16 protein-coding genes are annotated in these 15,125 nt (G+C 75.1%); 8 read left to right on the forward strand and 8 right to left on the reverse strand.

Features of this window, described 5'->3' with window-relative positions; all coding sequences use genetic code 11:
* Window positions 1–6: 6 nt before the first annotated feature.
* Complete coding sequence (locus ABZ945_RS07575) at window positions 7–675, forward strand: biliverdin-producing heme oxygenase (protein WP_361265462.1); 669 nt, start codon at window positions 7–9, stop codon at window positions 673–675.
* Window positions 676–726: 51 nt separating this feature from the next.
* On the opposite strand, the gene ABZ945_RS07580 is transcribed toward ABZ945_RS07575, so the two are convergent.
* Window positions 727–1,422 carry a PhzF family phenazine biosynthesis protein gene (locus ABZ945_RS07580; protein ID WP_361265464.1) on the reverse strand — a complete coding sequence of 232 codons (696 nt, stop codon included), beginning with the start codon at window positions 1,420–1,422 and terminating at the stop codon, window positions 727–729.
* 205 nt (window positions 1,423–1,627) lie between these two features.
* On the opposite strand from ABZ945_RS07580, the gene ABZ945_RS07585 reads away from it, so the two are divergent.
* The 3 genes from ABZ945_RS07585 to ABZ945_RS07595 all read left to right on the forward strand — a co-directional run bounded on the left by ABZ945_RS07585 (window position 1,628) and on the right by ABZ945_RS07595 (window position 4,857).
* Entirely contained in the window at window positions 1,628–2,746 is a 1,119-nt protein-coding gene (locus ABZ945_RS07585; RefSeq protein ID WP_361265467.1) for an iron ABC transporter permease, read from the forward strand.
* Window positions 2,743–3,756 (forward strand): heme ABC transporter ATP-binding protein, encoded by a 1,014-nt coding sequence (locus tag ABZ945_RS07590; RefSeq protein ID WP_361265470.1) that lies wholly within the window; start codon window positions 2,743–2,745, stop codon window positions 3,754–3,756. Before ABZ945_RS07585 ends, ABZ945_RS07590 begins: the two co-directional genes overlap by 4 nt.
* 102 nt (window positions 3,757–3,858) lie before the next feature.
* Complete coding sequence (locus ABZ945_RS07595; protein WP_361265473.1) at window positions 3,859–4,857, forward strand: hypothetical protein; 999 nt, start codon at window positions 3,859–3,861, stop codon at window positions 4,855–4,857.
* A gap of 15 nt (window positions 4,858–4,872) precedes the next feature.
* On the opposite strand, the gene ABZ945_RS07600 is transcribed toward ABZ945_RS07595, so the two are convergent.
* Both ABZ945_RS07600 and ABZ945_RS07605 read right to left on the reverse strand, forming a co-directional pair.
* Window positions 4,873–5,613 carry a bifunctional DNA primase/polymerase gene (locus tag ABZ945_RS07600; protein ID WP_361265476.1) on the reverse strand — a complete coding sequence of 247 codons (741 nt, stop codon included), beginning with the start codon at window positions 5,611–5,613 and terminating at the stop codon, window positions 4,873–4,875.
* Window positions 5,614–5,920: 307 nt separating this feature from the next.
* Complete coding sequence (locus ABZ945_RS07605) at window positions 5,921–6,541, reverse strand: TetR/AcrR family transcriptional regulator (protein ID WP_361265992.1); 621 nt, start codon at window positions 6,539–6,541, stop codon at window positions 5,921–5,923.
* A gap of 207 nt (window positions 6,542–6,748) precedes the next feature.
* On the opposite strand from ABZ945_RS07605, the gene ABZ945_RS07610 reads away from it, so the two are divergent.
* A complete protein-coding gene (locus ABZ945_RS07610; protein WP_361265478.1) occupies window positions 6,749–6,967 on the forward strand; it encodes a DUF6243 family protein in 219 nt (72 codons plus the stop codon).
* Window positions 6,968–7,073: 106 nt separating this feature from the next.
* A complete protein-coding gene (ddaH, locus tag ABZ945_RS07615) occupies window positions 7,074–7,904 on the forward strand; it encodes a dimethylargininase (RefSeq protein ID WP_361265483.1) in 831 nt (276 codons plus the stop codon).
* A 30-nt stretch (window positions 7,905–7,934) separates the two neighbouring features.
* On the opposite strand, the gene ABZ945_RS07620 is transcribed toward ddaH, so the two are convergent.
* Window positions 7,935–8,948 (reverse strand): small ribosomal subunit Rsm22 family protein, encoded by a 1,014-nt coding sequence (locus ABZ945_RS07620; RefSeq protein WP_361265486.1) that lies wholly within the window; start codon window positions 8,946–8,948, stop codon window positions 7,935–7,937.
* A 322-nt stretch (window positions 8,949–9,270) separates the two neighbouring features.
* Window positions 9,271–10,680, reverse strand: coding sequence for a multidrug effflux MFS transporter (locus tag ABZ945_RS07625; RefSeq protein WP_361265489.1), 1,410 nt, complete (start codon window positions 10,678–10,680; stop codon window positions 9,271–9,273).
* Between the two features lie 166 nt (window positions 10,681–10,846).
* Here ABZ945_RS07625 and ABZ945_RS07630 point away from each other — a divergent pair, with 166 nt between their 5' ends.
* On the forward strand, window positions 10,847–11,641 hold the full coding sequence (locus ABZ945_RS07630; RefSeq protein ID WP_361265492.1) for an SDR family oxidoreductase: 795 nt from the start codon (window positions 10,847–10,849) through the stop codon (window positions 11,639–11,641).
* Window positions 11,642–11,656: 15 nt separating this feature from the next.
* On the opposite strand, the gene ABZ945_RS07635 is transcribed toward ABZ945_RS07630, so the two are convergent.
* Entirely contained in the window at window positions 11,657–11,983 is a 327-nt protein-coding gene (locus ABZ945_RS07635) for a nuclear transport factor 2 family protein (protein ID WP_361265496.1), read from the reverse strand.
* Between the two features lie 187 nt (window positions 11,984–12,170).
* Between ABZ945_RS07635 and ABZ945_RS07640 the strand changes: the two genes are divergently transcribed.
* Entirely contained in the window at window positions 12,171–12,818 is a 648-nt protein-coding gene (locus ABZ945_RS07640; protein WP_361265499.1) for a TMEM175 family protein, read from the forward strand.
* A 10-nt stretch (window positions 12,819–12,828) separates the two neighbouring features.
* Here ABZ945_RS07640 and ABZ945_RS07645 read toward each other — a convergent pair whose 3' ends face one another.
* Together ABZ945_RS07645 and ABZ945_RS07650 are read right to left on the reverse strand one after the other, a co-directional pair.
* Window positions 12,829–14,307 carry an MFS transporter gene (locus tag ABZ945_RS07645; protein ID WP_361265995.1) on the reverse strand — a complete coding sequence of 493 codons (1,479 nt, stop codon included), beginning with the start codon at window positions 14,305–14,307 and terminating at the stop codon, window positions 12,829–12,831.
* Between the two features lie 151 nt (window positions 14,308–14,458).
* Window positions 14,459–15,125: alpha/beta hydrolase (locus tag ABZ945_RS07650; protein WP_361265502.1), on the reverse strand; the 667-nt coding region annotated here is incomplete at its 5' end.

Below are 15,125 nucleotides of genomic sequence, written 5' to 3' on the forward strand. Positions count from 1 at the left end.
CCCGCCTTGGACGCAAGCGCCACCACCGCGACCCCGTTCTCCACGCTGATCCGCACCGCCTCGCACGCCCAGCACACCGAGGCCGAGAACTCCAGCTTCATGGGCGACCTGCTCGGCGGCCGGCTCGGGGTGGCGGCCTACGCCCGCTACACCGAGCAGCTCTGGTTCGTCTACCGGGCCCTGGAGGGCGCCGCCGAGGCGCTGCGCGAGGACCCGGTCGCCGGGCCGTTCATCCGGCCCGAGCTGATGCGCACCGCGGCCCTGGAGCGCGACCTCGCCCATCTGCGCGGCCCGGAGTGGCGCGCGGGCCTGGTGCCGCTGCCCGCCACCGAGGCGTACGCGGCCCGGGTCGCGGAGTGCGCCCGGGAGTGGCCGGGCGGGTATGTGGCGCACCACTACACCCGCTACCTGGGCGACCTCTCCGGCGGCCAGATCATCCGCGACCGGGCCGAGCGGGCCTGGGGCTTCGCCCGCAAGGGCGACGGGGTGCGGTTCTACGTCTTCGAGGAGATCGGCAACCCGGCGGCGTTCAAGCGGGACTACCGCGAGCTGCTGGACCGGGTCGCCGCGGACGACCTGGAGAAGCAGCGGATCATCGACGAGTGCAAGCGCGCCTTCGACCACAACGGCGCGGTCTTCCGCGAGCTGGGCCGGGAGTTCCCGCTCAGCGCCTGATGCCCCCATGAGGGGGGGGCAGCGCCTGATGTGCCATGAGGGGGGGCCGGGTCAGCGCCTGATGTCCGGCTGGGAGAGTGGGCGGACCCGGCCGCCGAGCTCGATCAGGCCGTCCGGGCCGGGGGCGGTGAGCAGCTGCGACCCCCGGCCCTGGGTGATGTTCAGGGCCCGGCCGAGCCGCGCGGTGAGCAGCAGTGCCGCCGCCCCGGTCGCCTCGTCCTCCTCGATGCCGTCGCCGCGCCCGGGGAACGCCCGGGCCCGCACCCGCCCCGCCGCCTCGTCCGACCACGCCCAGGCATACAGCCACTCACCGGGCGGCGGGACGTCCAACCCCTCCACCTCCTCCACGGAGGCGTACCGGCGGAGGGTGCGCGGCGGCGCCCACTCGGCGCGGGCCTCGATCCAGGTGAACTCCCCGTCGTGGCGCACCCACACCTCCCCCGCGGGCGGGTTGACGACCTCCAGGTCCAGCAGCCAGGCCGCGCCGACCAGCGGGTGCCCGGCGAACGGCAGCCGGACGGTGGGGGTGTGGATGTCCACGATGCCGCGCTCGGGGTCGTCCACGAACACCGTCTCGCTGAAGCCCAGTCGGGCGGCGACCGCCCGCCGCGCCTCCTCGCCCCGGCAGACGCGGCCGTCCCGGACCACGCCCAGCAGATTGCCGTGGCGGCCGTCGCCGCCGCAGAAGACGGCCAGCACGTCATGGGGCGGTAGGGGTGGCGGGGCGGGCTGCGGTGCGGTGGTCATCGCGGCATTCAAACACGGCCGCGGGGAGGGCTGAGCGGGCCCCGAGGGTGACCGGAACCCGGGCTGGCAACTCAGGTAAGGCTAACCTAAACTGTGTCAGCTCCGGGTTCAGCCGGGGATCCGCAGGCCCCGGGTACGACCCATGACGACAGGACGGTGCACAGGTGATCGGCTCGCTGGTGGACCAGGCGTACGGAGGCGGCGTATGACGGCCGCCGGCACACGGGCCCCGGAAGCCAAGGCGGTCGGAGCGGACTTCTCCGTCAAGGACGTCCGCCCGCCTCGGAGTTCCGCGCGCGGACGGGCGGCCTGGGTGCTGACGGTGGGGATGGCGGTCGCCCTGGTGGCGCTGGCGCTGCTGTCGGCCGGGCTCGGGGCGTACGACATCCCGCTGGGCGACGTGCTCGCCGCCGTCCGGCACCGGGTCGGGCTGGGCGGGCACGGGCTGGAACGCACCGCCGAGAGCGTGCTCTTCGACATCCGGCTGCCCCGGGTGGTGCTGGCGGTCCTGGTCGGGGCCTCGCTGGGCTGCGCGGGCACCCTGATGCAGGGGGTGTTCGGCAACCCGCTGGCCGAGCCGGGGGTCATCGGGATCTCGGCGGGCGCGGCCGTCGGAGCGGTCGGGGCGATCGCGCTCGGGCTGTCCTTCGCGGGCAACTGGACCGTCACCGTCTGCGCGTTCGCCGCCGGGCTGGCCACGGTGCTGCTGGTGTACGCGATGTCCCGGGACGGCGGGCGCACCGAGGTGGTGACGCTGATCCTCACCGGAATCGCGGTCAACGCCTTCGCGGGGGCCCTGATCGGGCTGTTCATCTTCTTCGCGGACAACGCCCAGATCACCCAGATCGCCTTCTGGCAGCTCGGTTCGCTGTCCCAGGCGACCTGGCCGAAGGTGCTGGCGGTGCTGCCGTGCGCGCTGGCCGGGCTGCTGGCCGCGCCGCTGTACGCGCGCCGGCTGGATCTGCTGGCGCTCGGCGAACGCCCGGCCCGCCACCTGGGCGTGGAGGTGGAGCGGCTGCGGATGGCGCTGATCCTGGTGGTGGCGCTGCTGACCGCCTCCGCGGTGGCGGTCGCCGGGATCATCACCTTCGTGGGGCTGCTGGTCCCGCATCTGCTGCGGATGGCGGCCGGCCCCGGCCACCGGTTCCTGGTGCCGGGCAGCGCGCTCGGCGGGGCGCTGGTGCTGGTCGCCGGGGATCTGGCGGCGCGTACCGTCGCGATCCCGGCGGAACTGCCGCTCGGGGTGCTGACCGCGCTGATCGGCTCCCCGTTCTTCTTCTGGCTGCTGCGCCGCACCCGGCGCCGGCAGGGAGGCTGGGCATGAGGGCGGAGTGCGTGATGGGTGTGACCCGGGCGGAGTGCAGGCTGCGGGCCTGGACGGCGAGGCTGGTACGGGCGGTCCCGTTCCCCGCCCCGAGGACCCGGCGGCGGTCGGTACCGGCCCCGGCCGCCCCGGGCGCGGTGCTCGCCGAGGCGCGCGGGGTACGGGTCCGGCTCGGCGGCCGGGAGGTGCTGGCGGGCGTGGATGTGACCGTACGCGCCGGGGAGGTGCTGGCCCTGGTGGGCCCCAACGGGGCCGGGAAGTCGACCCTGTTGGCGGCGCTCGCCGGGGACGCCGGCCGCACGGGCGGCGAGGTGCGGATCGCCGACCGCCCGGTCGGGGCGTGGAGCGCCCCGGAGTTGGCGCTGCGCCGGGCGGTGCTGCCGCAGTCCGCCTCGCTGGCGTTCCCGTTCCCGGTGGCCGAGGTGGTCCGGATGGGCCGCGCCCCGTGGGCGGGTACGGAGCGGGAGGAGCGGGACGACGCCGAGGTGGCCGCCGCGCTGGCCGCGACCGAGGTGTCCGCGATGGCCGACCGCCCGTTCTCGGCGCTCTCCGGCGGGGAGCGGGCCCGGGTGGCGCTGGCCCGGGTGCTGGCCCAGCGGGCGCCGCTGCTCCTCCTGGACGAGCCCACGGCGGCGCTGGACCTGCGCCACCAGGAGCTGGTGCTGCGGCTCTGCCGCGAACGCGCGGCCGCCGGGGACGCCGTGGTGGTGGTGCTGCACGACCTGGGCCTGGCCGCGGCCTACGCCGACCGGGTCGCGGTGCTCGCCCAGGGCCGGGTCGCGGCGGACGGCCCCCCGGCCGAGGTCCTGCGGGACGAGCTCCTGAGCGAGGTGTACCGCCAGCCGGTGGAGGTCCTCCCGCATCCGGCGGGCGGGGCGCCCCTGGTCGTACCGGTACGGGGGATGGCGGCCATGCGGAAGGCCGAGGCGGCTCCGGACGTGCCTGGTGCGGCCCCGACGGTCCCGGCGGCTTCGGGTGCGGCCGAGGTGGCGGCGCTGCCTCGCCGATAGCCGCCCCAAGGCCCCCCGCCCGGGGCCCGCGGCCCGTCCTCGGCCCCGGTAGGGTTCGCACGGTCAGGCGGGGTGGCGGGTCGAGGAGCGTGAAGGCGGCCGATGAGCGGGGCGGGGCGGGCGGCGAGGGGACTCGCCGGGTGCGCGGCGGCGGTGGTGCTGGCGCTGACGGCGAGCGGGTGCGTGACGGTGCACGGCGAGCGCGAGGTGCTGCCGGGGGCCTCCCGGGCCGAGGCGGCGAAGGCCCTGAAGGACTTCACCGACGCCTACAACGCGGCCGACAAGGCATACGACCCGGGGCGCAACGCGGGCCGGGTGACCGGGGTGTTCGCCGCGATCAACCAGGCCGGGCTGAAGGCCCGGGGCGCGAGCAGCCCCGGCGGCAACCCGGAGCACCGGCCGCTGGAGCTGACCGACGCCCGCTATGTGATACCGAAGAAGGCGGGCTGGCCGCGCTGGTTCGTCGCCGACACCGACTCCAACCGGGACACCGACGGCGGCGCCGACGACACCCGCTGGCTGCTGGTCTTCGTCAAGGGCGGCGGCGACCAGCTGTGGGAGGTGGCGTATCTGGCGATCCTGGAGGAGGACGGCGTACCCCGCTTCCGGTTCGACCGGGACGGCCTCGCCGAGCCCGCCGCGCCCGACACCGCCGCGCTGGCCGTGGCCCCGCGCGATCTGAGCCGGGCCTACGCGGACTATCTGCACTCCGGGCGGCCGGAGTCCTTCGCGCCCGGGCCGCAGACCTCCGAGTGGCGGGCGCGCCGCGCCGAGTCGGCCCGGCGGCCGGGGATGACCACCCAGTACGTGGACCGGCCCTGGGACACCGGCGCGTACGCCCCGCTGGGGCTGCTCACCGAGGACGGCGGCGCGCTGGTCTTCTTCGCCACCCGCTTCTACGACCGGCAGACCGCGGCCAAGGGCTACCGGCCGAAGGTCAGCCCGGACGTCCAGGCGTTGCTGACCGGCGAGGTGCGTTCCACCCTCACCCGGGAGTGGGCCTCCAGCCAGGCCGCGCTGGTGAAGCCCGCCGGGGCGGGGAAGGACCAGGTGGCGGTGGTGAGCCGCCTCCAGGGCGTGACCTCGGCCAAGGGCTCGTAGGCGCGGACCAAGGGCTCAGCGGCTCAGCGGCCAGGCCACCGAGTGGTGTTCCTGATCGTGCTCGCCCAGCTGGTCCGCGTGCCGGGCGCAGGCGTCGGTGAGCGTCTCCAGCAGGGTCAGCGGGTCGGGCAGCGGGTGCTCGGTCCCCCGCAGCCAGCCGACGCCCAGCTCACCGGGGAGCCGGGCGGGCGGTACGAGGACATAGGAGCCCCGGCAGTGCCAGCGCAGCCCCGGATGCTCGTCCATGGTCTCCGGGTGGCAGTCCAGCTCGCAGGGCCACCACTCGTCCTCGTCCTCCGGGGTGCCGCGGGTGGCGGTGAAGAACAGCATCCGGCCGTCCCCCGACTCGGCGACCGGGCCGACCTCCACCCCGTCCGCGAGCAGCCGCTCCAACGCGGCGCGACCGGCCTCCAACGGAACGTCCAGGACGTCGTGGACCATGCCGGTCGCGGTGATGAAGTTGGCCTGCGGATGGCTCTCCGCCCAGCGCAGGAGCTGCGCCCGGTCGGTGGTCGACTGGGTCTGCCAGGCGAACGAGAGCGGATGGCGGGCGGGGGTGGGACAGCCGATGCGCTCACAGGAGCAGCGGTATCCGACGGGGTGGGCGGCGGGGGCGAGCGGCATTCCCGCGGCGGCGACGGCCAGGAGCAGATCCTCGCGGCTGGGGCCCTCGGCCTCGGTCCGCTTGGGACGCCGGCGCAGCCACTGCGCGAGTTTGCCCTCCGTGCCGCGGTAGCGGCCAGTACCGTCGCCCATCTATCCCCTCACACCCCTGCGAAGCCTTAATGGTCTCTGCCATGGTCCCACCATCCGGTGCGTGGAGTGACCGGAGTTCTCGCGCGGGGCCGCGGCGGACGGGCGCACACCCCCGCGCGGGCGGGTCGATTGCCGGATTATGCGGTGATTCACCCCCCGTCCCACCAGCCCCGGAGTGAGCAGGTCCACGCGGTCCCGCGCATCCGTTCCCGGGGGTACGGGCCCGGGGGCGCACCCGGAGCGCACGGGGAGCGGGCCGGGTGACCGGCCGTTCAGCGGCCGCCGAACCGGCCGCCGAACCGGCGGTTCAGCGCGGGGCGATGCCGCCCAGCGCGTACTCCACCAGCCGGTCGGCGTAGTCATGGCCCAGCGGCTGGGTGCGCAGCAGCCAGCGCACGGTGAGCGGGGCGGTGAACAGCTCCAGCGCGATCCGCGGATCGACCTCGGGCCGGACCTGCCCGGCCGCGCGGGCGGCGTCCAGCCGCCGCACGTACAACTGGAGCTGCGGCTCCAGCAGCTGCCCGACGAAGCGGGCGGCGATCTCCGGGTTGACCATGCCCTCGGCGGTCAGGGCGCGGTACGGCGCCTCGAACACCGGGTCGTTGAGCTCGTCCACGGTGGCCCGCAGCACCAGCTTGAGGTCCGCCTCCAGGTCGCCGGTGTCGGGGATCTCGCTGTCGGCCTCGGCGCCCATCGCCTCGTTGGCCTGGCGGGCGAGGTCCATGAAGGCCTCCAGCAGGACGTCCGCCTTGGAGGGCCACCAGCGGTAGATGGTCTGCTTGCCCACGCCCGCGCGGGCGGCGATGCCCTCGATGGTGGTCTTCGGGTAGCCGATCTCGGCGACCAGGGCGAGCGCGGCGTCGTAGATGGCCCGCCGGGACCGCTCGCTGCGCCGGGTGGCGTCCGGCGCCCTGCCCTTGTCCGCCACCCCTGTGGCCGGTGCGGCCCTCCCGTCGCCGGTATCCGTGTCCGTCACGCGCCCCGCTCTGCTGCTCTCTGCCATGGAGCTACTCTACAAGAAGACCTAGGCGAGACGTCTCGTCTCTTGACAAGACGCAGCGTCTCGCGCACTCTGGTGGACATCGGAACCCGAGGGGCCCGGAGGAACCGGCCCCAGAACCGGAGGAGTTCAGTCATGACCCGTGGTGGAACGGCGAACATGCCCGGCGTCGGCGGCACCCGCCGGAAGCTCTCCCGCGCCGAGCTGCGCGGCGGCGGCGGTGGCGGTGCGGCCGGGCGGGGCGCCGACCCGATGGCCCAGCGCAGGCAGCTGCTGCGCAGCTTGCGGGAGGGACGGGAGGGAGGCCGGGGACCCCAGGGAGGTCAGGGAGAGCCGGGACGCACGGTGCGGTGAGTCGGCGAAGTCACCCGTACGACCCCCTGCCCGAAGGGCTCCGCTCGTCGGATCATGTGGGAGCGCGGAGACACCGCGCGACCCGCCCGTCCGTGAGGAGCCCTTCGTGCACCGTGACGCCTCACCCCGCCGCTACCTGATGTGCCCACCCGCGCACTTCAGGGTGACCTACTCCATCAACCCCTGGATGGACCCGGCGAAACCGGTCGACCTGCCGCTCGCCCTCACCCAGTGGGAGGACCTGCGCGACCGTTACCTCTCCCTCGGCCACACCGTCGAACTGCTGGAGCCCGACGCCACCCTGCCCGACATGGTGTACGCCGCCAACGGCGCCACCGTGGTCGACGGCCGGGTCCTCGGCGCCCGGTTCGCCTTCCCGGAGCGCACCGGCGAGGCGGCGCTGCACCGCGACTGGTTCCGCGCGCACGGCTTCACCGACGTCCGCGAACCCGACCACGTCAACGAGGGCGAGGGCGACTTCGCGGTCACCTCCACCTATCTGCTGGCCGGGCGCGGCTTCCGCTCCAGCCCGCTGTCGCACCCCGAGGCGCAGGAGTTCTTCGGCCGCCCGGTGATCGGCCTGGACCTGATCGACCCCCGCTTCTACCACCTGGACACCGCGCTGTGCGTGCTGGACGAGGCGGCGGACGAGGTCATGTACTACCCCGGCGCCTTCTCCCCGGGCAGCCGGGATGTGCTCGCCCGGCTCTTCCCGGGCGCGCTGATCGCCACCGAGAAGGACGCGCTGGCGCTCGGCATGAACGCGGTGAGCGACGGACGCCATGTCCTGCTGCCGCAGGCGGCGGTGGGGCTCTTCGACCCGCTGCGGGACCGGGGGTACGAGCCGATCGGCATCGATCTGAGCGAGCTGCTCAAGGGCGGCGGCAGCGTGAAGTGCTGCACCCAGGAGCTGCGCCCGGCCCCCGCCACCCCCTGACGGACGCCGCCCGCGCCCCGAGGACTTCGCTCAGGGCGCGGGCGGCCAGGGGTCGCCCCAGTCGGCGTCCCGGGCCGCCTTGTAGTCGTCGCCGTGCCGCTTGGTCACCGTCCGCCGGGCCAGGCCCTCGTCCGCCGTGCACAGCTCCAGCAGCACCTGCCCCTTGCGGATCTGCGGCCGCCGCACCACCCGGGCGGGGGCCGGGGCCACCGGGGACTCCGGGGCCACCGCAAGGCGTACGGCGGCGATATACGCGTACTTCTCGTCCTCGTACGCCAGCGAACCGCCCTTGACTCGGCGGTGCAGCGAGGAGCGGCTGACCCGGGCGGCGAAGTGGCACCAGTCGCTGCCCGGCACGATCGGGCAGGCGGCGCTGTGCGGGCAGGGCGCGGCGACCGTGAACCCGGCGCCGATCAGCTGGTCGCGGGCGGCGATGATCCGCTCGTAGCCGTCGGGGGTGCCCGGCTCCACGACCACCACCGCGCGGGCGGCCCGGGCCGCCTCGGCGACCAGGGCGGTCCGGTCGGCCGGGGTCAGCTCCTTGAGCACGTACGAGACGGTCACCAGGTCCGCCGGGTCCAGGGTGAGCGCCGCGCCGATCCGCGCCCGCCGCCAGTCCGCGGCGCGCAGCCCGGGGATGCCGGAGGCGGCGGCCAGCTCGCGGCCCAGGGCGAGCGCGGGCTCGGCCCAGTCCAGCACGGCGGTACGGGGGGCCTGGTCCTCCCAGAGGTCGGCGACCGCCCAGGTGGCGGCGCCGGTGCCGCCGCCGACGTCGGTGTGGGTGGCCGGCACCCAGTCGGGCGCCGCGTCCCGGAGCGCGCCCAGAGCCTCCCGTACCGCCTCGAAGGTGGCGGGCATCCGGTAGGCGGCGTAGGCGACGACGTCCGAGCGGTCCCGGAGCACCGGGGCGTCGGTGGGCGTGGTGCCCCGGTAGCTGGCGATCAGCCGGTCGACGGCCTGCGCGGCGCGGGTCGGCGGCAGCCCGTCGAGCAGCCCGGCGAGGGCGGCGCGCAGGGCGTCCGAGGCGGAGGGGGAGGCGTTCACCGACCCATCCTAGGCGGCCCGCGAGGCCCTTCGGGACCGGGCGCCGGGGACCCCGGGGACGGGCGCCGGTGGTCGCCGGGGCGGGCGCAGGGGACCCGGGGGGCGGGCGCCGAGCACCTCCGGATCGACGCCGGGACCCCTGGACCGTTGACGCCCCCCCGGATTGGCGCCAGGGCCCACCGGATCGGTGCCGCGCGCCCCCACCCACGTACCGAAGCCAGGCCCCGGGACGGCGGCTCCGGGGCGTTCCGGACCGGCGCCGGGCATGCCCCCGATCGGCGGCGGGGTCTTCCGGCCTGCGCCGGGGACCCCCGGCCGGCGGTTACGCGGGGGCGGCGGCGGCCTTGTCGGCCGGGGCGCGCCAGGGGCGGCACAGCCCCAGGAAGCAGAGGAGCGCGCCCGCCCCGCAGACCAGCTGGACCACGGCCATCGGCACCGCCGTCGCCTCGCCCGCGATACCGACCAGCGGCGAGGCGACGGCGCCGACCAGGAAGGAGGAGGTGCCCAGCAGCGCCGAGGCGGAGCCGGCCGCGTGCGGGGTGCGCATCAGCGCCTGGGCGTTGGTGTTGGGCAGGGCCAGCCCCATCGCCGACATCAGCACGAACAGCCCGGCGGCCACCGGGAAGAGCCCCAGCTCACCGAAGACCCCGGCGGTGGCCAGCAGCAGGAAGAGCGCGGCCGCGGTGATCACGGCGAGCCCGATGCCGAGCACCTTGTCCAGGCTGACCCGGCCGACCAGAAGCTTGCCATTGACCTGGCCGAGCAGCACCAGCCCGACCGAGTTGAGCCCGAACAGCAGGCTGAAGGTCTGCGGGGAGGCCCCGTAGATCTCCTGCATCACGAACGGCGAGGCGGAGATGTACGCGAAGAGGGCGGCGAAGGCGAACCCGCCGGTCAGCATGTAGCCGGCGAACACCCGGTCGGCGAGCAGTCCGCGCATGGTGCGCAGCGCCGCGCCGACCCCGCCGGAGTGGCGCCGCTCGGCCGGCAGGGTCTCGCCCAGCCACTTCCACACCACCAGGGTGAGCAGCACCCCGACGCCGGTGAGCACCAGGAAGACCCCGCGCCAGTCGGTGAGGCGGAGGATCTGGCCGCCGATGAGCGGGGCGACGATCGGGGCGGCCCCGGAGATGAGCATCAGGGTGGAGAAGAAGCGGGCCATCTCCACGCCGTCGTAGAGGTCGCGGACCACCGCCCGGGCTATCACGATCCCGGCCGCCCCGGCCAGGCCCTGGAGCAGCCGGAAGGCGATGAGCAGTTCGGCGGAGGGGGCGAAGGCGCAGACCGCGGTGGCGGCCACATAGACCAGCATCCCGGCCAGCAGCGGACGGCGGCGGCCCCACTTGTCGCTCATCGGCCCCACCACCAGCTGGCCCGCCGCCATACCGGCCAGGCAGGCGGTGAGAGTGAGCTGCACGGTGGCCGCGGGCGCGGACAGCGCGTCGGTGACCTGCGGCAGGGCGGGCAGGTACAGGTCCATGGAGAGCGGCGGCAGGGCGGTGAGCCCGCCCAGGATCAGCGTCACCAGCAGCCCGACCCGCGCCTGCACGGCACCGGCGCGATCGAGGGTGCCGGCCGTCGGGCCGTTGACCGCGTCCTGCGGGGTACGGGGTGCCGGCGGGACCGCCTTCCCGGTGTCCGGCACCAGCACGGCCTCCCCGGCTTCCGGTTCGCGGACGGGCGGGGGCGCGGCCTGCCCAGGGGTCTGCGGTCCCGGGACACGGTCCGGCATGACGTCTCTCCTCCTGCGTTCCTGCCACCTGCCACCTGACGGGGCGGGCCCCATGCTCTCAGCTCACCCCCGTTTGTTGAAAGCTCAAGCGGAGAGGGAGACGCCGGCGTCCGCATGACGAGCGCACCGATCCCAAGGGACGGACACTGCCGTACGCTGCGGCCCCATGGACGCAAGCGAGCAGACCGTGGCCGGGGCGGCCGGGGAGCGGCGGGTCGCCGTGGTGACAGGGGCCGGTTCGGGCATCGGCCGCAGCGTGGCGCTGGCCCTGGCCGAGGACGGCTGGTCGCTGGCGCTGGCCGGGCGCCGCGCCGAACCGCTGGCGGAGACCGCGGCCGCCCTGAAGGGGGCCGAGGGGGCCGAGGCCCTGGTCGTACCGACCGATGTGACCTCGGCCGAGGCGGTGGCGGCGCTCTTCGCGGCGGTGACCGGCCGCTGGGGCCGGGTGGACCTGCTCTTCAACAACGCGGGCAGTTTCGCCGGCGGCGGTACGCCGGTGGAGGACCTCCCCCCCGAGGTCTGGCGCTCCGTGGTGGACGTCAACCTGACCGGCGCGTTCCTCTGCGCCCAGGCGGCGTTCCGGACGATGAAGGAGCAGTCGCCGCAGGGCGGCCGGATCATCAACAACGGCTCGATCTCGGCCCATGTGCCCCGCCCGCACTCGGTGGCCTACACCGCCACCAAGCACGCGGTCACCGGTCTGACCAGGTCACTCTCCCTGGACGGCCGTCCGTACCGGATCGCCTGCGGTCAGATCGACATCGGCAACGCGGCCACCGAGATGACCCGCCGGATGGAGCGGGGCATCCTCCAGGCCAACGGGGAGCTGGCCCCGGAACCGGTGATGGACGCCGCCGACGTGGCCCGCACGGTGGCCCATATGGCGTCCCTCCCGCTGGAGGCGAACGTCCAGTCCATCACGGTGATGGCGACCGCCATGCCGTACGTGGGCCGGGGCTGACGCCCTTGTCGGTGGTCAGGCCTGCCCGGTCTCGAACCGGGTGATCCGCCCGTCCCCGCCGACCTCGAAGCGCCAGGCGGTCCGCATGGAGCCGTAGGTCTCGTTGCGGTAGTCGGCGACCAGCCGTCGGCCGCCCTCCGCCTCCGACACCACGTCCATCCGCCCGCCCGAGGAGAAGATCTCCCGCTCGGTCCATTCGGCGAGGTCCCGTTCCGAGCCGTCGTCGGACATGGTGGCGCCCGGGGCGAGCAGGGCGGTGAAGGCCTCGCGGTCGCCCGCGTTCACGGCGGCGACGAAGGCCCGGACGGACGGGTCGCTGAGCTGTTCCTGGGAAAGGGTCATCCCCCACCCGTACACCTCCCCTCCCCCGTACCGCCCGGCAACGCGGACGCGGACGGCCCGGACATGCCACCCACGGCCTAATCGGCGCGGCGGACGAGGCACCGGCGGGACCCTGGGGCGGTGTGCCGTACGCATCGCCGTACGCGTTCGTAGGCATCCGCAGGAGGAAGGGCGGCCCCCGCAGACCATGAGCACCCCGGACCCTGGCACCACCGAGGACGACCAAGCCCTCGGCCCGCTCGCCCACCAGGGCACCCCGGAGCGGCTGACCGCACTCTCCGACGGCATCTTCTCCATCGCGATGACCCTGCTGGTGCTCGATGTCCGGGTGGCGCCGGACCTGGACGACCGGGCCTTCCACCAGGCGCTGGCGGACACCTGGCCGAACTTCCTCGCGTACGGGCTGAGCTTCGCCATCCTGGGCGGCTTCTGGCGCGGGCAGCGGCGGATCCTCGCCCATGTGCACCATGTGGACGGCCGGCTGGTGTGGGTGACGCTGACCGAGCTGGGGGCCGTCGCGCTGCTGCCGTTCCCGACCGCGCTGCTCTCCGAGTACGCCCGCCAGTCGCTGGCGGTGGCGCTCTACTCGGCGGCCGTCGCCCTGATCGCCCTGCTCCATATGACGCTCTGGGTCTCCGTGTGGAAGCGCGAGCATCTGCGCCGGCTGCCCGTCACCGACCACACCGGCCGCTGGATGGCGGCGGACATGGCGGCGACGGTGGCGGTGACCGGCGTGGCCGTGCCGATCGCCTTCCTCTCCCCGCAGGCCGCGATGTGGAGCTGGCTGGCCCTCTGGCCGCTCAAGGCCTTCATCGGCCGCGAACTGAAATCCTGACCGATCCCCCTCACCTCGCCTTCGGCCGCTGCCGCCCCGGGTCCAGCGGGGGTGCGGTGAGGGCGCAGTGGGTGCGGCACTCGGGGCGGACGGGGGCGGGGGCCGACGGCACCTTCAGCAGCAGCCAGGAGAGCGCGGCCGCCACCGCGAAGGCCGCGGCGCACCACACCACCGCGCGGTCGAAGGCAGCGTCGAACCGGGCGGGCTGCCGGTAGGCCTCCGGGCCCATCCCGGTGAGCAGCGGCAGCGCGGCGACCGCCAGCAGGCCGGCGGCGCGGGCGATGGCGTTGTTGACCCCGCTGGCGATACCGGAGCGGTCCTCGGGCGCGTACGCCAGCACGGTCGCGGTCAGCGGGGCGACCAGGGCGACCAGGCCCATGCCGAGCAGCGCCATCCCGGGCAGCACATCGGTGAGGTACGAGGCGCCGGGCCCGGCGCGCAGCAGGAGCAGCACCCCGCCGGCGGCCAGCAGGCAGCCCGCGGTCAGCGGCAGCCGGGGGCCGATCCTGGCACCCAGCGCCCCGGAGCGGCCGGACAGCAGCAGCATCAGCACGGTGGTGGGCAGCATCGCGGTGCCCGCGGCGAGCGCCGAGTAGCCGGAGACCACCTGGAGCTGGAGGGCGATGACGAAGAAGAAGCCGGTGAGCGCCGCGTACACGAACAGGGTGACCACGTTGATCACCGTGAAGGTGCGGGAGGCGAAGAGCGAGGGCGGCAGCATCGGGGCCCGGCTGCGGCGTTCGGCGCGGACGAAGGCGGCCCCGGCGAGGACGCCCAGCACCCCGGTCAGCCAGTCGGTGTCGATGAAGGCGTACGTGACCAGGCCGAGGGCCAGCACCCCGAGCACCGCGCCCACCACATCGGAACCGGGCGGTTCGCCGGCGGCCCGGGTCTCCGGAACGTACCGCCGGGCCAGCGGGACGCAGACCGCGGCGACCGGCAGGTTCAGCAGGAACACCCACCGCCAGCCGGGACCGTCCACCAGCCAGCCGCCGAGGAACGGCCCCACGGCCGCGCCGACCCCGCCCAGTCCGGACCACACCCCGACCGCCCGGGCCCGGTCGTCGGGGTGGAACACCGCCTGGATGAGCGCGAGGGACCCGGGTGTCAGCAGCGCCCCGCCGACCCCCTGGAGCGCGCGGGCGCCGATCAGCAGCGGGGCGTTGGGCGCGATGCCGCACAGCAGCGAGGCCAGCGCGAACCACACGATCCCCACCGTGAACACCCGCCGCCGGCCGAGGCGGTCGCTGAGCGATCCGCCGACCAGGATCAGCGAGGCCAGGGTGAGCACATAGCCGGTCACCACCCACTGGAGCTGCTGGAGGTCGGCGTCCAGGTCGTCCCCGATGTGCGGCAGCGCCACATTGACCACGGTGGAGTCCAGCAGCGCCATGGTGGAGCCCAGCACGGTCGCCAGCAGCACCATCCGGCCCCGCGTACTCCCGATCCGAAGAGTCCCGGCGCCCCCCGCCGGACCCGCCGAGCCCATGGAGTCTGTCGAGCCCGTGGAGTCCTTCCGACCCATGGAGTCGTCCGCCACCGCGCTCACCCTCTCCGGACCGGGCCGGGAGACGGCCCGTCGTCCGTTCCATTGTCGGCCCGCTCCCCCGCCACGCCACCGGGCCCTGATCCGGCGGGACTCAGCAGTAGGCCCCTGTGCCCGTCAGCCGCTCGCAGCCGGCCCGCAGTACCCGGGTGAACGTCTCCGGGTCGGTCAGCGCCGCGAGGTGCGAGCCGCCGATGTGCACCAGCGAGGCGGGTGAGCCCGCCTCGCGGGCGGCCGCGAGGAAGCGGTACTCGTCGGAGCGGAACAGCCGGTCCGCCCGGCTGTTGGCGATCAGCAGCGGGACGGAGCACCGCCCGGCCAGGGCGAGGAAGTCATGGCGCGGCAGCTCCTCGACCGCGTCGGCGAAGCCCGCCATGGAGAACCCGCCGGAGAGCACGGCGGCGGAGCTCTCGGCCGGCAGCATGGCGCGGAACAGCGCGGCGTTCAGCCGGGCGGGCCACTCCTCGCCGGCCCGCCGCACCAGCCGCCCGGCCCGCCCGTACCACCGGGCGGCGCCACCGCGCGGCTGGGCCGTGCAGTTGTTGAGCAGCAGACCCGCCGTCAGCTCCGGGTGGCGGACGGCCGCGGCGAGCGCCACGTACCCGCCGAGCGACATCCCCGCCAGCACCGCGGGCCGGCCGGTGGGCCGCTCCGCCTCGGCCAACGCGGCCCCCACCCGCTCCACCGCCTCCTCCAGGGTGAACCGCTGCCCGGCCAGCGCACCATGCCCCGGCAGATCGCAGGCGGTGACCCGGAACGCG

The sequence above is a fragment of the Streptomyces sp. NPDC046887 genome (genome assembly GCF_040644755.1).
Lineage (GTDB): Bacteria > Actinomycetota > Actinomycetes > Streptomycetales > Streptomycetaceae > Streptomyces > Streptomyces lichenis.